Raw genomic sequence first — 22,124 nt, forward strand, 5'->3', positions numbered from 1 at the left:
CGCCTGCCCAGCCCTCAAGGAGAGCACCATGACGACGATGTGGCGGGGGCCCGACGGGCACCACTGGGAAGAGGCGGGCCAGGAATTCGACGCGGACGCGAGCGAATGGATCACCCACCTCGCGCCCGCAGCGCAGGACTCTGAGACCGGCCGCTGGGCCAGCACGGAATGCGGCGCGCCTATCCAGGTCCGTGGCGATCTCGGACGGGCCGGATACACCGAGGTGTCCGCTGACCCGCTCGCCGAGCCACGCGTCGCCCGTCTCCACGCCCTCCTGGCCGAACTCCTCGCCGACTATCACCAGCGCACCGGAGCACCGCACCCGAACGCCACTCAGCTGCGCCTCTCCTTCGAGGACGTGGCCGCCCTCCCCGAGCAGCTCCGGAACATCGGCCGCGCCACGGCCCGGCAGGCGGCCAGCTCTGGTTACAACCGCGGCGCCCGCGGTCGACGCTGAATACTGGCTCATGGGGAGCGTGAACGATCCCGGCGCTGCCCTGGCGGGCGAGGTGGTCGCCCGCCTCGATACGGCCGGGGATCTCGCCGCGGTGCGGGCGGCATGCCGGCGGTCCGAGCTCGCTATCAGCTCGCCTTGGGCGCAGGCTTCCTTGGCTTCCGGGGCGCGTTCTTCCCGACCGTCGGCTTCCTCTTCAGCGGGACGTCGTGCGCCCGGGCGATCTGGCGCAGGGTCTCGTCGGTCCACGGCACGTGCCGTGCCATGACGGTCACGCTGACGTCTGGATTGGCCTTGAGGTCGGCGGCGACGGCGGCGTGCGCCTTCGCGCGGCACTCATCCACCAGCGCCTGCGCCTTTTTGAGGTCGGCCAGTGCGTCCGTCAGGTCCTGGCTCGGCGTGTAGTCGGTCATGCCCGCAGTCTTACACAAGTGGACTTGGCCAAGGAAGCCTGCGCAGTGCGCGCCCGGGCGTGCCGCATCCATGAGGCAACACGGTTTGGCCAACTTGACTTGGCCAAGCCGTGTTGGTTAATGTCTCTGTGTCAGCCGGGCACCAGCCCGGCAAGGGCCACAGGAGGCACGCATGACGCAGTCCCCCGCCACGACCGAGCAGTCGCAGCCGCCGGTCATTCGTGTCGCGGTCCGCGCGTACAGGAAGCCCCACAGCGGGATCACGGAACTCCGGGCCCTGATTCACGTCGCCTGCGAATGCCGCGTCGCGGCCACTCTCGTAGGGGCGCACGACACCATCGCCGCCGCCAAGGAGCAGGCGAAGGCCAAGGCTCACGGATACAACTTCTGCAGCAAGTCCCTGGCGGCCAGCGACGCCGACCTGAAGCGGCTCGGGCTCGCCAGGGAAGAGCCTGCCGCCGCCGCCGAGTCCCCCCTTCCGGATGGGCCGGAGTGGCGCACCCTGAAGGGCGTGGCCACCCCCTTCAGGCTGTACGGGGAGGAGGGTGAGGGAGGCGCCTTCCGTCCGGCGGGCGACCGTAAGCAGGTGACCGGGCGGCCGCTCACCATCACCCGCCTGGAGATGCGCGGCAGCGTCCGCTACGGCACGGACGAGAACGGCCGGGAGGTGTATCTCTGGGGCGCTGCCGCCAAGTTCTGGGTCCTGCCCGGCGCCCCGGCGGCCGCGCCTGCCGCGACGGCCACGCAGGAACCTGCGGCCGGAGCCGGTCGCCCCCTGGAGGGCGTCGTCGTCACCCATGACGGCACCGCTCAGGGCTGCGCACCACGGAACGCCGACCATCCCGACGTCGTTGCCGCCCGCCAGGCCCTCGACGGCCTCGCTGTCGCCACCCTCACCGACCGTCACGACCTCGTGGAGCCCGAGGAGGGCGAGCGCCACGTACGCGGCTACGTCGTCGATCCGCGCACGGCCGGGCGCGTGGCCGTGTACTGGCTGGAAGGGGGCCGGGCCGTGCGATACAGCGAGCCCCTCAGCGGCGTCGCCCTCGACTGCCTGGCGGACCGGCTCCGCTCCCGGGGATGGGTGACGGAGACGATGCTGCGCTCCTCTCTGTGCGTGTTCGCCCATCGGCCTGAAGAGCAGATGCCTACCTCGGCTCAGGCGCGGGCCCGGCGGGCCGTTCTGCACGTGCACCCGAATGCGCACTCCCTCCAGTCCTTCCACTGGCCCGACGGCGTGCGTGCCGGATGGACCTTCCGCGTCAACCGCGGCGCTACGGCACGGTACGGAGTCGTCACCGCCGACGCCGGTATCGCCCCTGTCGGCCTTCACGAGTACGCCACCACTGCCGAGCGCGCCTTCTGGCAGTCCGTGCGCAGGGCCGACGGCACGGCGTAGCGGCCGCCCTCGCTGGCGCCCCGTCCCCGGGTGTGGGGGCGGGGCGCTTCGTCGTTCTGCCCCTCATCTGCGGTCCCTGCCGCGACACGCTAGACCAAATCTGCTTGGCCAAGTTGACTTGGCCAAGTTGAGTTGGTTAACGTGTGGGGTGTCAGGACGGGCGAGGGCCCGTCACTACGACGGAGGGACAGTGCGATGACCGGCACCATCAAGTCCGCCCGCCTCATGGCTCAGCTCGCCGAGGCCGAGGAGACGGCGGCCGCCGCCCGCCGCGAGGAGTCCCGCACCGCCCGCCAGGCCGAGCGCGCCGCCGCCCGCACCAAGGCGGCCCGCGCCCGCCTCACGGAGGCCCGCAAGGCGCTGCGCGCCGCCGAGCGCGCCGGGCGCCGCGTGGCAGCCGCCCGCCGCACCGTCGCCGCCCGCGAGGCCAAGCTGGCCGACCTCGCCGCCACCGCCCGCGCCCTGAAGGGCGAGGCCACCACCGCCCGCCGCGAGACCCGCCGCGCCGAGCGCCGACTCACCCGCCTGGGCCTGCGCACCGCCGTCGCCGCCTCCCGCACCGTCGAGAAGATCTCCCGCCGCCTCGGCGAGACGTCCCTCACCCCGGCCCCGGAGGCCGACCGCGTCCTGGACGCCGACGAGCTCCCCGCCGTCGAAGAGATCGAGGCCCACGCCCTGCGCCACGCCGACATGGACCGGCAGGCCAAGGACTTCGCGAAGGCCGCCGACGCCGAGAAGACGTGGCTGCGCACCCTCCCCTCCGGCATCTACGGCCGCGTGATCATCACCCGCACCCCCGGCCGGTCGGTGCTCGACAACACCCAGGTCGCCCTGGACTACGCGGCCCGCGGCCTCGCCGCCCCGCGCAAGTCCACCCGCACCACGTTCAAGGCCGACGCCACCCAGCTGGTCGCCGACTTCAACAACGGCCGCGCCGACTTCCCCCGCACCCTCGCCGCCTGACCCCTCGCCAGCCCGGCCGGGCGCAGCAGGCGCCCGGCCCCGCCCCTCCGGAGAAGCCGTGTTCCGCATGCTCCTCATCCGCCCCGGACAGTCCCCGGAGCCCCGCCAGGGCGAGACCTGCGCAGACGTCCGCACCGCCCTGTGGGACCTGCTCGACTCGCAGGACGTGCAGATCACCGACACGGACACAGGCCGCCTCGTCGCCCTCGTCGTGGCCGCCTGCTCACAGGCCGAGAGGGACGGCTTCGCCGCCCTCCAACTGGACGGCGGGGCCGCGCTCACGCTGCGCACCACCGCGACCCTCTGACCCGCCGGTTCCCGCCCGCACCGCCACGACCACGGAGCCCGCCATGTACCGCATGATCCTCATCCGCCCCGGACAGCCCATGCAGTGCCGCACCGGCGAGACCCCCGCCGACGTCCAGCGTGCCTACGTGGACCTCCTCACCTCGCAGGGCATCGGCGTCATCGGCGCCCACACGGTCCGCCTCAAGGCCCTCATGGCCGACTCCCGCGCCCGCGGCTCGGCCGCCCTGAAGTTCGGCGGCGGCATCTCCCTCGTCCTGCACACCGAACGCTGACTCGCCCCACCCGGCCCCAACATCAAGAAACGGAGCACCTCATGAGCAAGTACATCGCCACCCCCCACGTCGCCACCGCGCTGAAGGACCGGCTCACCCGGGAGTTCCCCGGCGTCCGCTTCCGGGTCACCACCGCCACAGGGGGCAACTCCGTCATCCGCGTCAACTACGAAGACGGCCCCGCTGCCAGCGCCGTCCGCCGGATCACCAGCGAGTACGAGGGCTTGTGCTGGAACGGCGTCCAGCACGAGGCCACCGGCAGCACCCTCACGGTCACCCTCGACCATGAGGAGGTCACGGGCGAACCCCTCTGTGCCGGAGTCGACATCCAGCGCTTCATCTCACTGAGCGCCATCCAGGAGGCCCGACACCTCTGGACGGAGGCGACCGGCGAGGACTACGACGAGGCCGGGTTCACCGACCCCCTCGCCATCAAGGGGCGGGACGTTCCGGCTGGATACCCCACGCGGCAGATCGCCTTCATCGCACGCGAGATCGTCCTCGTCGACCGCTGGCAGACCTCCCTGCGAGCACGCCGGGAGGACGCTAAGGCCGCCGACTCCCCCCAGCCCCCTGCCGCTGACAAGGACCTCGTGCCTGCCGAGCAGGGCGCGCCGCAGGCGTACCGCGGGGTCCCCGTCCCCGAGCACCTGGCCGCTGCGTGGGACACCGCCAGCGCCTCCATCTGGCGCGACGGCGTCGACGCCGCCCTCACCTATGCCGCCCTCGCCAAGTCCTGATACCTGCCTCTGCCGGGCGCCCTGCACGGCGCCCGGCCCCGCACCCGCCACTGGAGCCACCGTGCCTCTCCTCCCGCACAGCATCCCCGCCGCCGCCCGGGCCGCCCTCGTCGCCGCACTGGCCGCCTCCGGCCTGGAGCTGGACCCGCTGAAGCCGGGTGTGCGCATCACGCACACCGTCACCTCCCGCGACGTCACCTGGAGGCTGACCTACCTCGGCTCCATGGTGTGGGGCCTGACGGGCCCGAACGTCGAGCACGGCCTCGGCGTCTTCGCGGACGAGGCAGCCGCCCACATCGCGGCCTACGGCGCCCGCGACCTCACGTACCGGGGTGTCCCCGTACCGCCGGACATCGCCGACGCCTGGCAGGCCTACCCCGCAGAGGCCTGGCGCGGCGACGTCAACGCCACCCTGACCGACCCGTCCTGACGCCCTGTCACACCCTCTCGGCCGGGCGCCCGCGCGACGCCCGGCCCGCACTCCAGGAGGACCCCTATGCCGGCATACGCCATCTATGGCATCTGCGCCCGCCGCGTCGAGGACGGGCAGCCGGGCGAGCTCCTCGCCTGCGCCTCGACCGACGACTTCGCCGAGCTCCAGGACCACCTCGCCGAGTTCGCCAGCGTGTACGCGGACCGCGACGACGTGATGCTCGACATCGACACGACGCTACCTGCCCCGTAGTTGTTGACCTGCAGAAAAGTGGCCAAGTGAGCTTGGCCAACTTGACTTGGCCAAGCTCACTTGGGTAACGTACGAGGTGTTGGAAGGCACCACGCCCTCTCGGCCACGAAGGAGCACGTCATGCGTACCTACGCCACCGCCCAGATGATCGGCACCCGCAGCCACCAGTGCGACGCCACTGCCGTCCGCACCGGCGCCGACGGCGCCCGCGCCTATGTCCTCCTGGACGGCATCGGCTCCGACGACGACGTCCGCGACTGGACGCGCGCCGCAGCCCGCCACCTCGCCACGTGGGCCGCTCGCCGTGGTGACGCGGAGCAGGGTCTGCGCGCCCTCTACGCCGTGTACGCCAACGACCCGCGCCGCAACGAGCTGTTCATGTACCTGCCGTGCGCGGCCGCTGTGGTCGCCGTCGCCGCCCCCGGGAAGCCGCTCAAGGTCGCCTGGTGCGGCGACTCCCGCGCCTACCTCCTGCACGGCGGCATCGCCCGCCGCCTCACCGAGGACCACAACCTCCGCCGCGTCTACCCGCCCACCGCGACCCGCCCGGAAGGCGGCAACCGCAACAGGATCACCAGCTACCTGGGAAGCCACCGGTCAGACGAGAACGTGAAGGCCCGGTACGGGCACCCGGCCATCGAGGCCGCCAGCGTCCCCCTCAACGGGCCGTGCCGCCTTCTCCTCGCCTCCGACGGCGCGTACGAGCCTCACGCGGACGCCGGAAACGACATCTACGCCGAGGCCGACGAGGACAAGCCCACGACCGCCGCGCGCGGCTTCGTCGCCACCGCCGTGGACGCCGCCCTGAAGGCCGAGCCCCAGTACCCCCACGCGGACAACGCCACCGTGCTGGTCGCCGACCTGACCCCCTGACCTGTCCGGGGCCTGCCCGGACACCCCGTCCGGACAGGCCCCGGATACCGCCCGGACCTCGATCAACCCGAAGAAAGGCGCCCTGCATGTCCGAGATCAGCATCACGCACACGCCCGCAGATGGCACCCTCGCCGACGGCACCGAGAAGGACGACGGCTCGGCCCCGATCCTCCACCGGGCGGGCTTCCGCTGGGGCCGGTCCATCGGCTGCTGGTACATCCGCAACAGCCGCGACCGGGCGCCGCGCCTCGTCGCCATCGAGAGCGCCGCCGAGGAGCTGCGCGCCGACGGCCACACCGTCACGGTCGAGATCAGCGGCGAGGTACGCGACAACGCCGTGGTGAACGCCGACCAGCACGAGCGCCTGGAGGACCGCCGCAGGGCGCTTGCCGCGAAGGGCAAGAAGCTGGCCGCCCAGTCCGACGCCCTGCACCGCGCCAGCGACGCCATGGTCGAGCACCTCCCCTTGGGGCAGCCCGTCGCCCCCGGCCGCCGAGGCCAGGCGCACAGGCGCCTGCTGGAGCGGTCCGTGGACACCGCAATCCGCGGCGCGCGGGTCGCAGACGAAGCGGCGCGTATGCCGGCACGCATCGCCGGATCGCGCCGCGCCGAGGCCTACAAGGAGCGGCCCGACGTCACCGCCCGCCGCGTCGAGCGCCTGGAGGCGGAACTGCGTTCCCTCGACCGGCGCATGGCCTCCCTGAAGCTGTACCCCCAGACCCGGTCAGGGGCCCTGCTGCGCCAGTACGAGGGAGAGCGCGCCGTCCTGGTGGAGCGCATCGCCGGTGACCGCGCCGTCTTGGAGCAGGCCAGGGCAGCAGGAACGTTCGGCCGCTACTCCAAGAGCAACGTCCACGCGGGCGACAGTGCGCTCATCCGGGGCACGTGGCGGTCCGTCATCCGTGCCAGCGCCAAGAGCGTGAGCGTCACGACCGGCTACTCCTGGTCCGACCGCTACGGCTACGAGGAGATCCGAGACGTCCGCTGCCTGTGCGAGGACGGCGCGCAGGACTGACCCATACCCCCCGGGGGCGGACTGTGTCCGGACAGGAGGTCCGGACGTGTCCGGACGCGGTCCGCCCCGGGGCCTCAGCAGCACCCCACTCCACCCGCAGAGATGAGGCACGCACATGAAGACGTCAGAGCTCCGCATCGGCCAGCGCCTGGTGATCGTCGACGGCCCGTACACCGGCGCAACCGGCCGGTTCCAGCGCATGCAGCGCCACAACGTGGAGGAGGCGCCGCCGGTGGTCATCATGCAGGGCGAGGCCGGGCCCGGCTTCCACGTGGGCGTGACCTGCGTCGAGCCGGTCCCCGAGCACGCCCACCCCCTCCACGTCGTGCCCCTGCCGCGCACGAACGGCGTGACGTGGGGGCTGCACTGCCCCCACCACGCCCCGGCCTGGATCCGCGCCACGAAATACGACAGGGCCACGGCGCTGCGGGCCTCGGCTGGCCTGGTGTGCCTGCATCGCTGACGGGCGCGCAGCAGCGGGGCGGCATCCTGCCAGAGAGCTCTGGAGCCGCCCCGCTCCTGCGCCCAGGTCAAGTTCTGACCGAACCATGACAAAACCGGTCGAACCGTTCACGCCGGGTAGCCGCTGGGCCAGAATCGCGGGCATGACCTACACCCCGGACAATCCGGTCCCTCGCGGCGTGCACGAAGTCCTGAGCGCCGACGGGCGGCACTGGTCGCGCCTCGGCCCGCGCTGGTACTCCGGCATGGACTACACCTGGCCCGGCGACTTGGAAGCCCAGCTCGCACCCCTCGCGCAGGCCCCCGCCCCCGAGCCCGAGGAGGGGCCGCCCGGAGGGAGCCGCGCCAAGTGCCTCGGCGCGACGCTCTGCCCCAAGTGCACCCGCGACGCCCAGGTCATCCGCGAAGGGCTGTAGCCACCTGCACGACGCCGCCCCGCCCGGGCTGTAGTCCTGGGCGGGGCGACGTCGTGCAGCCAGCAGGCGGCCGTCACCCGCTGCTGAGGGCGTGCTCGTAGCAGGGCGGGCAGAACGGGCGCAGCTTGCGCTCAGGCCTGCCCGACGGCGAGTTGACCACCGTGGCGTCCACGAGCAGCGCCTCATCAGCTGCGCCCTGACACCCCTCCGGCTCCCGGGGATGGACGGAGGCGCACAGGCACTGGCAGGAGCGCTCTTCGTCCGTCTCCGGCAGCGGCTCGTCATAGCTGACCTGGGGCGGGCGCGGGGACCTGCGCGCCGACCAGCCGCCGTTGCAGAGGGCGTGGAGGCTCTCGCCGTGCAGCGCGGCCCAGCGGGCAGCCGTCTGGCGGCTGAGCGGCCGCTGACCGTCTCGTGAGAAGAGCGGGCCGCTGCTCCGGCCGTCGAGGGCGGTACGGACGAGGGCTGCGGACTGGTCGCTGAGGGGGATGCGTCGCTCGTCCACGGCGGCGTGCTCCTCAGGGTCGACGTCGCGGGCGTCGAGGGCCAGGGCCTCGCCAACCCGCGCCTGACCCTCCCACAGCATGGCCCACAGGGCCCGGTGTTCGACCGGCACCGTCTCGTCGTCGAGCAGCTGCCGGTAGCGCGCGGGCGCCATGGGCGCGGTCCGCATGTCGGAGCGGTAGCCCCGGCTGGGCTGTGCGGCGCGGGCGGCGTCCGCCTCCGCCCGCTTGTACTGCTTGGCCCCGGTCTCCTGGTCCCGGCCGGGGGAGTCCAGTGAGCTGAGGATGCGGCGGGCGTAGGCGTAGCTGACGCCCCATCGGTCGGCGCACTCGCGTGCCGTGGTGAGTTCCATGCCTACAGACTTATGCACAGGGTGTGCGTAAGACAAGGGTGTGTGCCCCGTGCACCGAAGTGCGCCTCAAGTCCGCGCGCCCCCACGGGAGTTCGCCGCACGCCTTGGTGCGCGCGTGCACCGGCAAGGCTGCCCGGCGAAGCAGGGCAAACCGGGGCTTATCATTCTGCGCCCCCCTACCGCCGCCTTGAGGGGATCCCCACCCATGTCCACTGCCACGTACCTACGCACAGCAGACGTCCCCCTCGCCCGCCTGCGCCCCTTCCCGGGCAACGCCAAGCGGGGGAACGTCCCCACCATCCTCGAAAGCCTCTGCCGCACCGGCCAGTACCGGTCCCTCGTCGTCCGCCAGGGCGACGGCGACGAACTCACCACCCTCGCGGGCAACCACACCGCACAGGCCATCGCAGCCCACGGTCCCGGCGACTGCGGACTCAACGTCACCGTCGACGGCGAGCAACGCCCCTGCGGCCTCTGCCTGAACGCACCGTGGGAGCCCGTCGCCCGCTGCGAGATCGTCACCTGCGACGACGCCACCGCCAAGCGCATCAACCTCGTGGACAACCGGGCCGCCGACCAAGGCGACTACGACGAGCGCGCCCTGGCAGCCCTCATTGCCGGCATGGACGGCGACCTCGCAGGCACCGGCTACAGCGACGCCGACCTCCAGGACCTCCTCGCGCCCGTCGACCTCGACGCCGACGTGGACGCCTACGAGCCGCCCGCCCGCCCCGCGGCCGCCACGCGCCCGCCCGCGGACCTGCCACCCGGGCCCGCGCCCGGCGAACCCGCCCCGCCCGCCCCGGACGGGCACGCCACCGTGCTCCTCACGTACACCACCGCCGAGCACGACGAGGTCGCCGCCCACATGGCGGCCGCCCGCAACGCCCTGCCGACGGCGGGCACCCCGGTCGTCGTCCTCCACGCCCTGCGCACCCTCACCGCCACCCTGAACGCCCGCGACGCCGCACGGGACAACCTCGCCGTCGACGAACTCCTGGCCGTCGCGGGAGTCGCCGCGTGACCGGCGCGCCCGTCGAGCTGCCCGCCCCCGTACGGCGGCGGCCACGACGGCCCGAGCGGCTCCTCGGCCAGAACAGCGAGCTCCGCGAAGACGGCGTCTGGGGGTGGACCCTCCCGGCCCTGGCCGCCCGCCTCCCCGACGGCACCACCGTCAAGACCTGCCCGGCAGCTGGGGTCTGCGCATCCGCCTGTTACGCCAGGAACGGCAGCTACCTCATCCCCAGCGTGGCGGCCCGCCACGTCGAGAACCTCCGGTACGTCGTCGAGGACCTGCCCGGCTGGACGCGGCAGATGAGCGCAGAGCTGGCCCACCAGCGGTATCGCGGCGGCTGGATCCGTATCCACGACAGCGGGGACTTCTTCAGCCCGGCGTACCTCGCCGCCTGGCTGCGCATCATGGCCTTCCGGCCCTGGGTGTCCTTCTACTGCTACACCAAGGAGCTGACACTTTTTCGCGAGATGGTGGAACCGGCCCCGCCCCGCAACTTCCGGTGGGTGTACTCCTACGGCGGCCGCGAGGACCACCTCCTCGACCCCGCCCGGGACCGCGTGGCCGATGTCTTCCCCGACGAGGCATCGATCACCGGCGCCGGGTGGCACTCGCAGGACCGCAGCGACCTCCTGGCCGTCCTCGGCCCTGCCCCGGTCGGCATCCCCGCGAACAACATCCCGCGCTTCCGCAACCGCATGGCGGGCCGCACCTTCCGCCAGTGGCAGGCCGAGCGCGACGGCCGTCGTGCCGCCCCAGGCAGCTGACCCGCGCACGCCCGGTCCGCTCCCGCCTGCCCGCTCTACCCTTCTCCGCCCCGACCCCCCCACGAGTAGGGAATCGCCCGATGACACAGGCCACTTACGTAGCGACCGAGGACGTCCCGGCCGACAAGCTGATCCCCTTCCCCGGCAACGCCAAGCGGGGGGACGTCAGCGCCATCCTCGACAGCCTCCGCCGCAACGCCCAGTACCGCGCCGTCGTCGCCCGCCGCCTGCCCGGCGGCGAACTGGTCACCCTCACCGGCAACCACACCGTGGCCGCCTTCCGCGAGCACGGTCCCGGCGACTGCGGCGTCCACACCAAGAGGACCGTGCTCAAGTACGGCAAGAGGACCGTGCCCTGCGGGGTCTGCGGCAACAAGGCCGGGTGGAAGCCGACCGTCCGCACCGAGATCATCACCTGCGACGACGACACCGCCCGCCGCATCAACCTGGCCGACAACCGGACGGCCGACCTCGGCAGCTACGACGACCGCGCCCTCCATGAACTCCTCGCCGCTCTCGACGGGGACCTGACCGGCACCGCCTACACCGACAGCGACGTCGACGACCTCCTCAAGACCAGCGGCGCCCTCGCCGAATCGGCCAGCGCTTTCCTGGAGGACTTCGCCGCCCCGGCACCCGGCGCCCCGTCGACACACCCCTTCTCCGACACCGCCCCGCCCACCGGCGCCGCCCAGACCCCGCAGCCCCCTGAAGGCACCCAGGAGCGCCCGGCAGACAGCGAGGCGGCCGCCGCCCCGCCCCCGCACTCCGAAGGCGTCCACACCGGCCCCGCGCCGTACACCGGGCCCGGCGCGCGGCAGCCCGCGGGCGACGGAATCCCCCTGCCCACCTCTCCCCAGATGGCCCCCCTTCAGTGGGTGTTCACCCTGGAGCAGCGCGACACCGTCCGCGCCGCCATCAAGGCCGAGCAGATCCAGGGCGGCCACGACACTGCGGCGCAGGCACTCACCGCGATCTGCAGCCACTACCTCGCCGCCGCCCCCGAGCAGGCCAGTAGCGACGCGGAGGGAGCGGCCGCGCGTGTCTGACCTCCTCGCCCTGCACGACGTGCGCTGGCCGCCCGCCCCGACCGCGGCCGCGCGCCACGCCGTCAGCAGCGCCCTCGACTCCCGCTCATGGACGGCGCGCCGCTACACCCGCCTCGCCGAACAGGCCATGAGCGACCTCACCGGCGCCCCGCACGCGGTGGCGTTCCAGTCCTGCACGGCCGCCATCCACGCCACCCTCCTCGCCCACGGTGCGCAGCGCGGCACGCCCGTGCACACCCCTGCCTTCGGCTTCGCCGGAACCCTCACCGGCGCCGCCCACATCGGCGCCACGCTGCTCTACCACGACGTCGACCTCGGCACCGGCAACAGCGTCGAGCCCGGGCACACGCCGGGGCAGCTCGTCCTCACCCCCGACCTCCACGGCGTCCCCCACAACCTGCCGCGCGCCGAGGTCATCACCGACGCCTGCCAGTCCCTCGGCACCCTCACCGACGGCCGCCACGGCGGCGCCACCGGCACGCACTGCTGGAGCTTCTCGTCGACCAAGCTCGTCGCCGCCCCGGACGGGGGAGCGGTCACCACCGACGACGAGGCCCTGGCCGCCGAGCTCCGCCAGCTCCGCGACTACGGCGCCGAACCGTGGGAGTCCCGCGCCAACGCCTTGATCACCCGGCCCGGTCACAACTGGCGGCCCAGCGAGCTGTCCATGGCCCTCGTCGTCGAACAGCTCTACACCCTCACCGAGACCGCGGCCCGCGCGCGGGAGGTCGGCGCCCGCGTCCAGCAGACCCTCGTCGACTGCGGCCTGTGGCACCAGCGCACCCGCCCCATGGTCGAACCCGCCTGGCACAAACTCCGCACCGGCCTCCCTGGCTCCGGGCACCGGCGGCTGCCCGCGGCCCTCACCGAGGCCGGGATGCCCCTCCACCGATGGGGCCACCACCCACTGCCCGACCACCCCTTCTTCGCCCCAGCCGAGGGCCGCCGGCATGCCACCCCGCACGCCGAACGCCTCGCCGCTCAGACCTTCTGCCTCGGCACCGAGGCCTGCCCGCCCTGGACGTGGTCGCCCGGCGAGACCGAACTCGTCTGCACCACCCTCGAAATGATCACGGAGGACCTGTGACCCACACCCCGCTCCACCCAGTCCGCGTCGGCATCATCGGCGTCGGCAACTGCGCCCGCGCCCTCATCGAGGGCATCGCCTACTACCGGCAGGAGCCCGACGACGACACCGGCCTGTGCCACCCGACCATCGGTGGCTACACCCCCGCCGACGTCGAGCCCGTCGCCGCCTGGGACGTCGACACCGACAAGGTCGGCCGCTCCCTGTGGGACGCGCGCGCCGCGGGCCAGAACCTCGACGTCGGCCTCCCACAGGACCTGAAGCCGATCGCCGACGACGTCACCGTCAGCCGTGCCCCCGTCCTCGACGGCGCGGGCCACAAGTACCGCGAGCGGATCACCGTCGACGAGGGCGAGCACAACACGTGCGACGACGCGCACCGCATCTGCGAGGAGATCCAAGCCGCCGGGGTCCTCGTCCTGATCAACTACCTGCCCGTCGGCTCCCAGCAGGCCACGGAGTGGTGGGCGCGGATCGCCCTGGAGACCGGCTGCGCCTTCGTCAACTGCATCCCCGTCTTCATCGCCCGCAACGAGGAGTGGCGCCAGCGCTTCCGCGCCGCCAGGACGCCCCTCATCGGCGACGACATCAAGAGCCAGCTCGGCGCGACGTACGTGCACCGCGTCCTCGCCCGCGCCTTCCGGGACCGGGGCATCACCCTGGAACAGACGTACCAGCTGAACGTCGGCGGCAACATGGACTTCTACAACATGCTGGAGGCCGACCGACTGGCCACCAAGCGGGAGTCCAAGAGCGGCGCCGTCACCGATGCGTACGGCCCCATCTGCCCCGGCAACGTGCACATCGGCCCCTCCGACTACGTGCCGTGGCTCGGCGACACGAAGAAGGCCTTCATCCGCTGTGAGGGCCGTGGCTTCGCCGGGGCGCCCATCGAGCTGGAGATGCAGCTCACCGTCCCCGACTCCCCGAACTCCGCCGGGATCGTGATCGACGCCGCCCGCATCGCGCAGACCGCCCTCGACCGCGGGGACCCCGACGTCGACGCGTGGGCGTCCGCATGGCTCTTCAAGGCCCCGCCGCGCTCCGTCGCGGAGCAGGACGACACAGAAGCCCGTCACCGCCTCGACGCGTGGCTCGAAGAGGCCTGACGTGCACACCGTCCTCAAGTCCAAGACGGCGTACAGCAACGACGACGTCGCCCGCGTGTGGGCCAGCATCACCGACCACGTCACCGAGGACGAGGCCGAACGCGCCGTCGAGGAGGCCGCCCGCGAGACCCGGGCGGTCCTCGACGGCCGCCCCGACACCGCGGTGTACGGCTGGTCCGGCGGCAAGGACAGCGTCGCCCTCCAGGTCGTCATGGAACGCGCCGGTGTCCACCGCGCCCTCCTCGGCACCATCCCCCACCTCGAGTTCCGCAGCTATCTCGCCTGGTGCGACGAGCACCGGCCCGACGGCCTCACCGTCATCGGCAACCCGCACATCACCCCGGCCTGGCTCGCCCGCCCCGGCAACGACCGCTACCTCTTCCCCACCACAAGCACCGACGGCTACAAGTGGACGATGCTCGGCACCCGCCGCGCCCAGCACCTCTACCAGCAGCAGATGCACCCCCGCCTTCAGATCTACGGGCGCCGCACCGCCGACGGCAACTACATCCCCCCGACCGAGCACGGCATCCACCGCACCCGCCGCCTCACCACCTACAGCCCCATCCGGCACTGGCCGCACGAACTCGTCCTCGCCGTCGTCCACTACAACCGGCGCCCCCTGCCGCCCGTCTACGACTGGCCGGACGGGTGGAAGACCGGCACCGGCTCCTGGCCCGGCCGCCGCGTCGGCGACCGCGACACCGCCTTCGCGCAGACGTACGCGATCGAACCTGAGCGCCTCCTCGAGGCCGCCCCGGATCTGCCCGCGGCTGCCGACTGGCTGCGCCGGCATACCGACGGGAGCACCTGATGACCGACATGCCCGACGGTTGGGCCCCGGTCGGCGCCTGCATCGACAAGCACGTAATGGGCTACGTGGCCAAGCACAACCGGCCGCGCCTTGCCGCCGGGGCCGACGTCTACACGCTGGCCTGCGAGCGCACCGAGTACGTCCTGGACACCCACGACCGGGCCACGGTCGCGTTCTCCGGCGGCAAGGACTCCACCGCGGTCCTCAACGTCGCCCTGGAGGTCCTCGCCCGGGAGAAGCGCCTGCACCGGCATCTGCCGCTGCGCGTCTACTTCTTCGACGAGGAGGCCATCCCGTACGAGACCGAGGAGTACGTGCGCCGCGTCGCCCAGCGCGACGACATCGACCTCGTCTGGCTGTGCCTGCCCGTGCAGCACCGCAACGCCTGCTCCCGCCGCTCCCCGTACTGGTGGCCTTGGGCGCCAGAGGACGAGGCGAAGTGGTGCAGGCCGCTGCCCCCCGAGGCGGTCACGACGTGGCCCGGCTTCCCGATCTGGCCGCCCGAGGAACGCCTGTCCGTCCCCAACACGAACGGCCTCCTCGCCCCGCCCCCACACACCACCGCGACCTTCATGGGCATCCGCGCGCAAGAGTCCCTGATCCGCGCACACGCCGTACGCCTGCGGTCCGTCGACAACTACATCGTCCCCTACCGGCCGAAGTCGAACGCGCGGCAGGCCGCGGCCGTCTTCCACGGCAACCTGTGGAAGGCCTACCCGATCTACGACTGGCTCACCGAGGACGTGTGGGCCGCGGTCCGCCTCAAGGGCTGGGACTACAACCGGGCGTACGACGTGATGGAGATGGCCGGTATCGGACCCGCAGGGCAGCGCTGCTCACCCGCCTTCGGCGAGGAGCCCCTGCAGAAGATCCACACCTACGCGCAGTGCTTCCCCGACGTGTGGGCCCGCATGGCCGAGCGCGTGCCGGGCATCGGCGCCGCCTACCGGTACGCCCGCACCGAGCTGTACGGCTACGGCAGCAAGCCCGACAAGCCCGCCGGTATGCCCTGGCCGGACTTCATCCGCCACTACCTCAGCAAGCACGGACAGAAGGTCCAGCCGCAGATCGCCGCGCGCATCCAGGAGATCGTCACCCGGCACTACAGCAAGGTCACGCACCCGATCCTCCCCGCGACCCCGCACCCGGTGACCGGGGTGAGCTGGGCCTTCCTCCTCACGATCGCGATGCGCGGCGACTTCAAGCAGCGCCGCCAGGAGGCGCACCAGCTGCTGAAGAAGGACCCCACGGCCCTGTGGCACCGCTACGCCCAGGAGCTCACCGACCTCACCGCGGCCGGGCCCGAGGGCCGGACGGAGATCGGCTACCCGCAGGCGCTGCCCGCCGACCCGCGGACCCTCATCCCCGACGAGTACAAGACCCCGCCCACGGAGGCCACACCGTGACCGACCACACCCCCGTGCCCGAGCCGTTGAGGGCACCGACAGGAACGGAGCTCCAGCCCGTGAGCACGGTCACCTGGCTGCCCCGCGACGCCCTCGCCGCGAACTCCTACAACCCGAACAAGCAGGCACCCCCGGAGTACCGCCTCCTCAAGACCTCCATCCTGGAGAACGGGTGGACGCAGCCCATCGTGGCCCGGGAAGTCGACGACCGGCTGGAGGTCGTCGACGGCTACCACCGGTGGAAGGTCTCCACCGACGCGGAGCTGGCCGCGCTCACCGGCGGCCTGGTCCCCGTCGTCGTCCTCCCTCCGACGGACCCCGCCTCAGCGCGCATGGCCACCATCCGCCACAACCGCGCCCGGGGCACGCATCACGTCCTGGCCATGGCCGACATCGTCTCCGACCTCAAGCGCCTCGGCATCCCCGAGGACGAGATCAGCCGCCGCCTGGAGATGGACCCCGAAGAGGTCGACCGCCTCGCCGACCGCGGCGACATGATCGCCCGCCACGCCCCTGACACCTTCAACCAGGGATGGACCGTCGGCTAGCCCCGCCCCACCAGCCCGCCCGCACAAGGAGCCGCAGCATGCCCGCCGCCATGAAGCGCAGCCCTGACGACGAGAACGAGATCCACGACCTCACCGCGCACACCGACCCCGGGAACTGCGTCGTCACCCCCGTCGCCCACTTCCCGGCCCGCGTCGCCCGCACCGTCACCGACGCCCTCCGCCACCTGGTCCAGGCCGCCCACCGCTCCCCGGCCGCCACCACCCCCAACGAGGACGGCATCACCCGTGCCCAGACCTTCGAGGAGGGGGAGGTCTACATGCTCGGCGCGCCCTTCACCGGCTACCCCGCCGACCGGTACCTCATGGACTTCTACGACGTCGTCGAGCGCGACATCTGCTCACGCATGCACCTGCACACCGGGCTCCGCTACGTCCGCATGATGACCGGCCCCGGCACCCGCATCCGCGTCGCCTCCCTCGCCCCCATCCACATCACCCACGTCCCCGGCGTCACCGCGTTCCTGCCCGAGACCTTCGAAGACGACTACCCCGACGCCCCCGAAGACCAGCCACGCACCCGCCACAACCTGGTCATCCCCCCGAACTCCTGGGCCGACATGCAGATCCCCCGCGGCGTCAGCCACCAGTTCAACGCCCACGGCCCCCACGCCGTCATCGACTCCGTCCACCCCGAGGAGTCCATCGAGACCCTCCGCGAGCACATGACCGGCTACCGCATGATGGCCCAAACGATCTTCCTCGCCGACGAGCAGCCCCCCGCCCACTCCTGTCGACTCACCTGACAGCACAGGCGTCACGCACAGGCCCGCCCAGTAACCCAGGCGGCGGGCCACAGCGCCCCGTGCACAACGCGGACAGACACACCCGGCCACCCGCACCGACGCGCCTCGGGCTAGCCGTCCCGCGTACCGTCGCAACCCGGAGTCGTGCAAATCCACATCACGCCCTTGCCGTTAGGCACGGGATGCATCTGTCCATAGCACTTTGGACAAGGCATGGAGAGCCTCTCAGGAGTGGATGCGGTACCCGCACTCGCACGACCAGCGGACAAGCGGCCCGTCCTTGGTGCCCTCCATGTAGCGCCCGCAGCTCCGCGGGCACGTCATGTGCACCGTACCGGTGTTCAGATCCTTCACCGTGGCCAGATACGCCTGACGGACTTCCTGCTGCTGGTCCATGCCTGGAGTCTAGGACTCCCGCCAGGCCCCGTCATCCACGCCCGCACGGACGACCCCCGCCCCTCCCCACAGCTATCCTCATGCGCCCCTCACCTGCACACACCCAGGGAAGCCACCCACATGACCCGCTAGTTGAAGAGCAAACCTGGACACATTCCGGTCCCCGCACCCCCGAGGAGACCCATGGGCGCCTCAGGCCGACAGCGACTCTCCGCCGTGGAGCGACGCAAGAACGCCCTCCAGCTCCAGCTCGCAGGCGTCGACCTCCGCACCATCGCCGAACAGGTCGGGTACGCGGACGCCTCCGCCGCGAAGAAGGCCATCGACCGGGCCATCGCCGACAGCATCAGCCGGGACAAGGAGGACATCGACAGCCTCCGCCGCGACGAGATCATGCGCTACAACCGGCTGCAGGCCGCCTTCTGGTCACGGGCCGTCACGGACAAGAACCCGAAGGCCGCGGACATCGTGCTGAAGTGCATCGCCGGACGCGAGCGCCTCCGCGGCCTCCAGGCCCCCACGCAGATCAACGTCGACGCGCAGAAACTCGGCAACGAGATCCTCGCTCTCCTCGATGGCGGAGACGACGATGCCGGCAGCGTCTGACCCGGAGCGGGCGCTGATCGAGCGGCAGGTCCTGGAGCTCGTCCGCGCCGGGGACGTCAAGACCCTGCGCCTGCTCCGCGACCGGGCGCAGCGCAAGCGGGACGAGAAGACCGCCCGCCGCATCATCAAGTACATGTACGACCCGGCCGGGTGGGCGCGGGACTGTATCGACTGGGGCGACGACGGCGGCACCACCGCGTATCAGGCGGAGATCCTCTCCGCCCTCGCCGAGCACCACCGCGCGGCCGTACGCGGCCCGCACGGCCTCGGCAAGACCGGCCTCGCCTCGTGGGCCGTCCTCTGGTTCGCGACGACGCGGGAGGCCGCGGGCATCGACTGGAAGGTCCTCGTCACGGCCTCGGCGTGGCGGCACCTGTCGGTCTACCTGTGGCCCGAGATCCACAAGTGGGCGCGGCGCATCCGCTGGGACGTCCTGGGGCGGCAGCCCTTCAGCGAACTGCGAGAGCTCCTCACCCTGAACCTGAAGCTGGTGCACGGCGCGGCCACGCCCGTCGCCTCGCACAAGCCGGAGCTGATCGAGGGCGCGCACGCCGAGTCCCTGCTGTACATGATCGACGAGGCGAAGGTCGTCGTGGACGGCACCTGGGACGCCATCGAGGGCGCCTTCTCCGGTGGCCGCACCGACCGGACGCTCCCGGAGGCTTTCGCCCTCGCGATCAGCACCCCGGGCCCGCCCGCGGGCCGCTTCTACGACATCCACCGCCGCGCCCCCGGCCTTGAGGACTGGTGGGTCCGCCACGTCACCCTCGCCGAAGCCGTCGCTGCCGGGCGCATCAGCCCGCAGTGGGCGGAGCAGCGCGCCCGCCAGTGGGGCCGCGACTCCGCGATGTTCGCCAACCGCGTCCTGGGGGAGTTCCACGCCAGCGACGAGGACTCCGTCATCCCCCTCGCCTGGGTGGAGGCAGCCATCGAACGCTGGCATGCCTGGGACGGCGCCGGACGACCGGCCCTCGAGGGCCGCCGCATCCTCGGGGTCGACGTCGCCCGCTCCGGCGGCGACTCCACCGTGTTCGCGCACCGCCAGGGCCACGCGATCACAGAGCTGGAGATCCACGACCGCGAGGACACCATGCAGACCACCGCCCGCGTACAGGCCGCCGTCGGCCAGGGCGAGCAGGAGCGGGTGCCGGTGGTCGACTCCATGGGCGTGGGCGGCGGCGTCGTCGACCGGCTCCGCGAACTCAACGTGCCCGTCCTGGCGTACACCGGCGCAGCCAAGTCGCGCAGCCGCACGCGTGACGGCGAGTGGGGGTTCACCAACCTGCGCAGCGCCGCCTACTGGCGCGTGCGCGAGCTCCTCGATCCCGCCTTCGACGCCGAGCTGCTGCTCCCCCCGGACGACCTCCTCATCAGCGACCTGACTGCGCCGACGTGGAAGACCCTCACGGGCATCCCGCCCAAGATCCAGATCGAGCCGAAGGAGCAGCTGGTCGAGCGCCTGGGACGCTCACCCGACCGCGGCGACGCAGTGGTGATGGCGCTCGCCTCCGAGTTGCTCGCCTCGTCCACCGTGCACGTCCCCGTCCGCCGCGAGACAGACCGGCAGTTGCCGCGGGCCGCCGCACGGTACGGGCGCTCGCTCGGGCATGGCGGGGGCGCAGCAGGGCCCGGCCGCTGACCGGCGGCGGTGCGCATGCCGGCAGCCGCTGGTCCGTCAGTCGGGCAGAGTGACAGCGAGGGTGATGTTGTACGCGAGCTCGCGGCCCTCGCTGCCGTCCGGACCGCGGTCACGGAGGCTGAAGTGAACCGTCGGCCCCACATCGTCCGCCTGGCTGCGTACAACCTTCTCGGCGATCTCCTGCGTATCGGCCCGGATATTGACGATCGCTTCCCTGGGCATAGTGGGTCTCCATCCTGGCTTCATTGTCCCGCCGTCCCGCTGGCGGTGCATGTCCTGTGCCACTGAATCTTGACCGTTTGCCACTGAACTTTGACCAGTTGCGCCGAGCATCTCCGCGTACTTCGGGCACCGACCTACTCTGTGGTGCCATGGATGACGAGCTGACCAACGACGACCATCTCCGGGCCCTGGCCGCGCTGGAGGCCGTCGTCCAGAACAACGACAGCGCCCTGGAGGTCTTGGCGGGCGGCGCGCACGAGCGCCCGCTGGCGGCCCTGCTCGCCGCGTACGGACAGCACACGCTTCACCGCGTCCTGCTCGCCGCGTTCGGCATCGAGGCCGCCATGACCCATGACGAGACCGGCCAGCGCGTCGCGGAGCTCAACGGCGATCCCATGGCGCGCATCGTCTTCCTCCTGACCGACTCCCTCCACCACCAGGCTGCCCTCGCTGGCGACGACCTCGTCACCGCCAAACGGATTGGCGGATCCATCCTGCTCGCGATCCACGTCTTCACCGACGCGGACAACCAGGACGCGTTGACCCTGCTGCGCGCCCTGCGCAACGAGGCCCTCCGAGCTGGCTGACGACGCCGGTCAAAGTTCGGTGGCAAACGGTCAAGATTCAGTGGCACAGGACAGTGCACGCCAGTGCTGCCCAGCGAGCAGCACCCGCCTACTATCGAAAGCGTGATCGAAGAGCCGGAGCAGGCGCCGCCCTGGCGCCCCGAGCACGGGCCCGCCCCGCAGGTCCACACATGGCCGTGCGGCGGCCGCCCGGCCTTGGAGGTGTACGCCAACGGCCGGTGGCGCTACGCCCCCGTCGGTGCCCGGCACGACTACGCGGACGGCCGTGTCGCCTACCTCGTCGAGGTCGACCTCGACGGCTCCACGAGCGTCAGTCACCGCGCGTACTGGTGGCCTCAGCCCGGCCTCAGGAAGGCCCACGGGCCGGTGGGTGCGGCGGACGCCGCCATGCCCCGCCCTCACGTGCGCCGCTCCCGCCCGCCCGCGCAGGGGCAGGCGTAGCGCCTAGGTCATGCCGGCCGCACCGGCCCTCTCCGGCAGCGGCGCGTACTTCAGCGCGATCCGCGCCTTCACGACGTCCGCCCCGCTGAGCTGCCCCCAGTACGGGTGCGTGATCACAGCCGCGGCCTTCTCTCGCAGCGCTTCCCGGAGCTCCTCCAGCTCCGCCGCGTCGGCAGGTTCATACCCCTTGCTGGCAGCGCGCGACGACCGCAGCCACCGGTGATCGGCGCCGCTGTCGTCCCAGCCCTCATGCGGCTCGGCTGCCCACGGCAGCCGGGCGCACAGTGCCGTGTACCTCGCGCTGAGGTCGGCGAGCACGTGCTGTTCCTCGATGAGGTCACGGGGGAAGTCAAAAGCGGGGGCGTCGGGCATGTGCTCGATTTTATGGCCGCGGTGACTGAATCCGTCGCCCGCGGCCCGACGCGGACCCGAGTGCACCCCGCCTGGCGGCCGAAGGGGGAGTGGCGGCAGGTGCTGCCTGGTTGCCCTACTCTGTCCGCCCCCGTCGCCCCCTTCTTCGACTGGAGACGCCCGTGAGCTCCCCGTTGAACCTGACTGCCGAGCAGCTCCGGAAGATCAGCTCGGCGCTCGACGACATGGCCGATATCACTCGGGCCCATGGTGTCAGCCTCTGCCCCTACGGCCGACAGCAGCTCGGCCTCGAGGACAACGTGCTCGCGTTCTCATGGGACGGCAGCGCGTACGTCATCGATGACAGCAACGGTGACTGAGCGGAGACCCGGGACCGCACGCCCGAGCCACAGATCTTCCGGCTGAAGATCAGAGCAACCGGAGATCTTCCGGCCCTGGCTTATAGTG

General features: G+C 72.0%; 31 protein-coding genes. 26 read left to right on the forward strand and 5 right to left on the reverse strand.

Going from position 1 to position 22,124, the window contains the following annotated elements:
- The first annotated feature begins 28 nt into the window (after positions 1-28).
- Positions 29-457: a hypothetical protein gene (locus tag IG74_RS0108775; RefSeq protein WP_030672356.1), complete on the forward strand. Its 429-nt coding sequence runs from the start codon at positions 29-31 to the stop codon at positions 455-457.
- Positions 458-582: 125 nt separating this feature from the next.
- Here the strand turns inward: IG74_RS0108775 and IG74_RS0108780 are convergent, their stop codons facing one another.
- Complete coding sequence (locus tag IG74_RS0108780; RefSeq protein ID WP_030672359.1) at positions 583-867, reverse strand: hypothetical protein; 285 nt, start codon at positions 865-867, stop codon at positions 583-585.
- Positions 868-1,039: 172 nt separating this feature from the next.
- Between IG74_RS0108780 and IG74_RS0108785 the strand changes: the two genes are divergently transcribed.
- The 11 genes from IG74_RS0108785 to IG74_RS0108835 all read left to right on the forward strand — a co-directional run bounded on the left by IG74_RS0108785 (position 1,040) and on the right by IG74_RS0108835 (position 8,002).
- Entirely contained in the window at positions 1,040-2,266 is a 1,227-nt protein-coding gene (locus IG74_RS0108785) for a hypothetical protein (protein ID WP_030672362.1), read from the forward strand.
- Positions 2,267-2,461: 195 nt separating this feature from the next.
- Positions 2,462-3,229, forward strand: coding sequence for a hypothetical protein (locus IG74_RS0108790; protein ID WP_030672365.1), 768 nt, complete (start codon positions 2,462-2,464; stop codon positions 3,227-3,229).
- Between the two features lie 67 nt (positions 3,230-3,296).
- A complete protein-coding gene (locus tag IG74_RS0108795; RefSeq protein ID WP_158857532.1) occupies positions 3,297-3,536 on the forward strand; it encodes a hypothetical protein in 240 nt (79 codons plus the stop codon).
- Positions 3,537-3,579: 43 nt separating this feature from the next.
- On the forward strand, positions 3,580-3,810 hold the full coding sequence (locus tag IG74_RS0108800; protein WP_030672372.1) for a hypothetical protein: 231 nt from the start codon (positions 3,580-3,582) through the stop codon (positions 3,808-3,810).
- 41 nt (positions 3,811-3,851) lie between these two features.
- A complete protein-coding gene (locus IG74_RS0108805; protein WP_030672375.1) occupies positions 3,852-4,550 on the forward strand; it encodes an LPD29 domain-containing protein in 699 nt (232 codons plus the stop codon).
- Between the two features lie 61 nt (positions 4,551-4,611).
- On the forward strand, positions 4,612-4,980 hold the full coding sequence (locus tag IG74_RS0108810; protein WP_030672378.1) for a hypothetical protein: 369 nt from the start codon (positions 4,612-4,614) through the stop codon (positions 4,978-4,980).
- A gap of 66 nt (positions 4,981-5,046) precedes the next feature.
- A complete protein-coding gene (locus tag IG74_RS0108815) occupies positions 5,047-5,235 on the forward strand; it encodes a hypothetical protein (RefSeq protein WP_030672381.1) in 189 nt (62 codons plus the stop codon).
- 120 nt (positions 5,236-5,355) lie between these two features.
- Positions 5,356-6,108: a PP2C family protein-serine/threonine phosphatase gene (locus IG74_RS0108820; protein ID WP_030672384.1), complete on the forward strand. Its 753-nt coding sequence runs from the start codon at positions 5,356-5,358 to the stop codon at positions 6,106-6,108.
- Between the two features lie 86 nt (positions 6,109-6,194).
- Complete coding sequence (locus IG74_RS0108825; RefSeq protein WP_051854715.1) at positions 6,195-7,124, forward strand: DUF3560 domain-containing protein; 930 nt, start codon at positions 6,195-6,197, stop codon at positions 7,122-7,124.
- A 115-nt stretch (positions 7,125-7,239) separates the two neighbouring features.
- On the forward strand, positions 7,240-7,587 hold the full coding sequence (locus tag IG74_RS0108830) for a hypothetical protein (protein ID WP_030672388.1): 348 nt from the start codon (positions 7,240-7,242) through the stop codon (positions 7,585-7,587).
- A gap of 142 nt (positions 7,588-7,729) precedes the next feature.
- Positions 7,730-8,002 carry a hypothetical protein gene (locus tag IG74_RS0108835; protein ID WP_030672390.1) on the forward strand — a complete coding sequence of 91 codons (273 nt, stop codon included), beginning with the start codon at positions 7,730-7,732 and terminating at the stop codon, positions 8,000-8,002.
- Positions 8,003-8,075: 73 nt separating this feature from the next.
- On the opposite strand, the gene IG74_RS0108840 is transcribed toward IG74_RS0108835, so the two are convergent.
- Complete coding sequence (locus IG74_RS0108840) at positions 8,076-8,858, reverse strand: hypothetical protein (protein WP_030672392.1); 783 nt, start codon at positions 8,856-8,858, stop codon at positions 8,076-8,078.
- Positions 8,859-9,063: 205 nt separating this feature from the next.
- Here IG74_RS0108840 and IG74_RS53300 point away from each other — a divergent pair, with 205 nt between their 5' ends.
- The 9 genes from IG74_RS53300 (at position 9,064) to IG74_RS0108885 (ending at position 17,414) form a co-directional block, all read left to right on the forward strand.
- On the forward strand, positions 9,064-9,882 hold the full coding sequence (locus tag IG74_RS53300; protein ID WP_051854716.1) for a hypothetical protein: 819 nt from the start codon (positions 9,064-9,066) through the stop codon (positions 9,880-9,882).
- Complete coding sequence (locus IG74_RS53305) at positions 9,879-10,637, forward strand: GP88 family protein (RefSeq protein ID WP_234334279.1); 759 nt, start codon at positions 9,879-9,881, stop codon at positions 10,635-10,637. Before IG74_RS53300 ends, IG74_RS53305 begins: the two co-directional genes overlap by 4 nt.
- Before the next feature lie 80 nt (positions 10,638-10,717).
- Complete coding sequence (locus tag IG74_RS47810) at positions 10,718-11,686, forward strand: hypothetical protein (RefSeq protein WP_051854717.1); 969 nt, start codon at positions 10,718-10,720, stop codon at positions 11,684-11,686.
- Positions 11,679-12,773 carry a DegT/DnrJ/EryC1/StrS family aminotransferase gene (locus IG74_RS0108860; RefSeq protein ID WP_030672399.1) on the forward strand — a complete coding sequence of 365 codons (1,095 nt, stop codon included), beginning with the start codon at positions 11,679-11,681 and terminating at the stop codon, positions 12,771-12,773. Before IG74_RS47810 ends, IG74_RS0108860 begins: the two co-directional genes overlap by 8 nt.
- The gene (locus IG74_RS0108865) at positions 12,770-13,882 is read left to right on the forward strand and encodes an inositol-3-phosphate synthase (protein WP_030672401.1); all 1,113 of its coding nucleotides are present in this window, start codon (positions 12,770-12,772) and stop codon (positions 13,880-13,882) included. Before IG74_RS0108860 ends, IG74_RS0108865 begins: the two co-directional genes overlap by 4 nt.
- 1 nt (position 13,883) lies before the next feature.
- Entirely contained in the window at positions 13,884-14,696 is an 813-nt protein-coding gene (locus IG74_RS0108870) for a hypothetical protein (protein ID WP_030672404.1), read from the forward strand.
- Positions 14,696-16,102, forward strand: coding sequence for a phosphoadenosine phosphosulfate reductase family protein (locus IG74_RS0108875; protein ID WP_030672406.1), 1,407 nt, complete (start codon positions 14,696-14,698; stop codon positions 16,100-16,102). Before IG74_RS0108870 ends, IG74_RS0108875 begins: the two co-directional genes overlap by 1 nt.
- Positions 16,099-16,650 carry a ParB N-terminal domain-containing protein gene (locus tag IG74_RS0108880; protein ID WP_199818803.1) on the forward strand — a complete coding sequence of 184 codons (552 nt, stop codon included), beginning with the start codon at positions 16,099-16,101 and terminating at the stop codon, positions 16,648-16,650. Before IG74_RS0108875 ends, IG74_RS0108880 begins: the two co-directional genes overlap by 4 nt.
- A 38-nt stretch (positions 16,651-16,688) precedes the next feature.
- The gene (locus IG74_RS0108885) at positions 16,689-17,414 is read left to right on the forward strand and encodes a hypothetical protein (protein ID WP_234334280.1); all 726 of its coding nucleotides are present in this window, start codon (positions 16,689-16,691) and stop codon (positions 17,412-17,414) included.
- Positions 17,415-17,639: 225 nt separating this feature from the next.
- Here IG74_RS0108885 and IG74_RS51995 read toward each other — a convergent pair whose 3' ends face one another.
- A complete protein-coding gene (locus tag IG74_RS51995) occupies positions 17,640-17,810 on the reverse strand; it encodes a hypothetical protein (protein ID WP_158857533.1) in 171 nt (56 codons plus the stop codon).
- Between the two features lie 183 nt (positions 17,811-17,993).
- Between IG74_RS51995 and IG74_RS47815 the strand changes: the two genes are divergently transcribed.
- Positions 17,994-18,416, forward strand: a complete 423-nt coding sequence (locus tag IG74_RS47815; RefSeq protein ID WP_051854718.1) for a hypothetical protein — start codon at positions 17,994-17,996, stop codon at positions 18,414-18,416.
- A complete protein-coding gene (locus IG74_RS0108900) occupies positions 18,400-20,055 on the forward strand; it encodes a hypothetical protein (RefSeq protein WP_158857535.1) in 1,656 nt (551 codons plus the stop codon). The genes IG74_RS47815 and IG74_RS0108900 overlap by 17 nt, the downstream gene beginning before the upstream one ends.
- A 36-nt stretch (positions 20,056-20,091) precedes the next feature.
- Here the strand turns inward: IG74_RS0108900 and IG74_RS0108905 are convergent, their stop codons facing one another.
- Positions 20,092-20,277: a hypothetical protein gene (locus IG74_RS0108905; protein ID WP_030672421.1), complete on the reverse strand. Its 186-nt coding sequence runs from the start codon at positions 20,275-20,277 to the stop codon at positions 20,092-20,094.
- 149 nt (positions 20,278-20,426) lie between these two features.
- On the opposite strand from IG74_RS0108905, the gene IG74_RS0108910 reads away from it, so the two are divergent.
- Both IG74_RS0108910 and IG74_RS0108915 read left to right on the forward strand, forming a co-directional pair.
- Complete coding sequence (locus tag IG74_RS0108910) at positions 20,427-20,864, forward strand: hypothetical protein (RefSeq protein ID WP_030672423.1); 438 nt, start codon at positions 20,427-20,429, stop codon at positions 20,862-20,864.
- A gap of 102 nt (positions 20,865-20,966) precedes the next feature.
- The gene (locus IG74_RS0108915; RefSeq protein ID WP_158857537.1) at positions 20,967-21,305 is read left to right on the forward strand and encodes a hypothetical protein; all 339 of its coding nucleotides are present in this window, start codon (positions 20,967-20,969) and stop codon (positions 21,303-21,305) included.
- A 3-nt stretch (positions 21,306-21,308) separates the two neighbouring features.
- Here IG74_RS0108915 and IG74_RS0108920 read toward each other — a convergent pair whose 3' ends face one another.
- Positions 21,309-21,677: a hypothetical protein gene (locus IG74_RS0108920; RefSeq protein WP_051854720.1), complete on the reverse strand. Its 369-nt coding sequence runs from the start codon at positions 21,675-21,677 to the stop codon at positions 21,309-21,311.
- Positions 21,678-21,838: 161 nt separating this feature from the next.
- Here IG74_RS0108920 and IG74_RS0108925 point away from each other — a divergent pair, with 161 nt between their 5' ends.
- On the forward strand, positions 21,839-22,036 hold the full coding sequence (locus IG74_RS0108925) for a hypothetical protein (RefSeq protein ID WP_030672431.1): 198 nt from the start codon (positions 21,839-21,841) through the stop codon (positions 22,034-22,036).
- Positions 22,037-22,124 lie beyond the last annotated feature (88 nt).

Source organism: Streptomyces sp. NRRL B-1347, assembly GCF_000720325.1.
GTDB lineage: Bacteria > Actinomycetota > Actinomycetes > Streptomycetales > Streptomycetaceae > Streptomyces.

Coding starts and splice junctions, on each gene's coding strand:
- IG74_RS0108775 (WP_030672356.1), top strand. CDS start 29: ATGACGACGATGTGGCGGGGGCCCGACGGGCACCACTGGGAAGAGGCG.
- IG74_RS0108780 (WP_030672359.1), bottom strand. CDS start 867: ATGACCGACTACACGCCGAGCCAGGACCTGACGGACGCACTGGCCGAC.
- IG74_RS0108785 (WP_030672362.1), top strand. CDS start 1,040: ATGACGCAGTCCCCCGCCACGACCGAGCAGTCGCAGCCGCCGGTCATT.
- IG74_RS0108790 (WP_030672365.1), top strand. CDS start 2,462: ATGACCGGCACCATCAAGTCCGCCCGCCTCATGGCTCAGCTCGCCGAG.
- IG74_RS0108795 (WP_158857532.1), top strand. CDS start 3,297: ATGCTCCTCATCCGCCCCGGACAGTCCCCGGAGCCCCGCCAGGGCGAG.
- IG74_RS0108800 (WP_030672372.1), top strand. CDS start 3,580: ATGTACCGCATGATCCTCATCCGCCCCGGACAGCCCATGCAGTGCCGC.
- IG74_RS0108805 (WP_030672375.1), top strand. CDS start 3,852: ATGAGCAAGTACATCGCCACCCCCCACGTCGCCACCGCGCTGAAGGAC.
- IG74_RS0108815 (WP_030672381.1), top strand. CDS start 5,047: ATGCCGGCATACGCCATCTATGGCATCTGCGCCCGCCGCGTCGAGGAC.
- IG74_RS0108820 (WP_030672384.1), top strand. CDS start 5,356: ATGCGTACCTACGCCACCGCCCAGATGATCGGCACCCGCAGCCACCAG.
- IG74_RS0108825 (WP_051854715.1), top strand. CDS start 6,195: ATGTCCGAGATCAGCATCACGCACACGCCCGCAGATGGCACCCTCGCC.
- IG74_RS0108830 (WP_030672388.1), top strand. CDS start 7,240: ATGAAGACGTCAGAGCTCCGCATCGGCCAGCGCCTGGTGATCGTCGAC.
- IG74_RS0108835 (WP_030672390.1), top strand. CDS start 7,730: ATGACCTACACCCCGGACAATCCGGTCCCTCGCGGCGTGCACGAAGTC.
- IG74_RS0108840 (WP_030672392.1), bottom strand. CDS start 8,858: ATGGAACTCACCACGGCACGCGAGTGCGCCGACCGATGGGGCGTCAGC.
- IG74_RS53300 (WP_051854716.1), top strand. CDS start 9,064: ATGTCCACTGCCACGTACCTACGCACAGCAGACGTCCCCCTCGCCCGC.
- IG74_RS47810 (WP_051854717.1), top strand. CDS start 10,718: ATGACACAGGCCACTTACGTAGCGACCGAGGACGTCCCGGCCGACAAG.
- IG74_RS0108875 (WP_030672406.1), top strand. CDS start 14,696: ATGACCGACATGCCCGACGGTTGGGCCCCGGTCGGCGCCTGCATCGAC.
- IG74_RS0108885 (WP_234334280.1), top strand. CDS start 16,689: ATGCCCGCCGCCATGAAGCGCAGCCCTGACGACGAGAACGAGATCCAC.
- IG74_RS51995 (WP_158857533.1), bottom strand. CDS start 17,810: ATGGACCAGCAGCAGGAAGTCCGTCAGGCGTATCTGGCCACGGTGAAG.
- IG74_RS47815 (WP_051854718.1), top strand. CDS start 17,994: ATGGGCGCCTCAGGCCGACAGCGACTCTCCGCCGTGGAGCGACGCAAG.
- IG74_RS0108900 (WP_158857535.1), top strand. CDS start 18,400: ATGCCGGCAGCGTCTGACCCGGAGCGGGCGCTGATCGAGCGGCAGGTC.
- IG74_RS0108905 (WP_030672421.1), bottom strand. CDS start 20,277: ATGCCCAGGGAAGCGATCGTCAATATCCGGGCCGATACGCAGGAGATC.
- IG74_RS0108910 (WP_030672423.1), top strand. CDS start 20,427: ATGGATGACGAGCTGACCAACGACGACCATCTCCGGGCCCTGGCCGCG.
- IG74_RS0108920 (WP_051854720.1), bottom strand. CDS start 21,677: ATGCCCGACGCCCCCGCTTTTGACTTCCCCCGTGACCTCATCGAGGAA.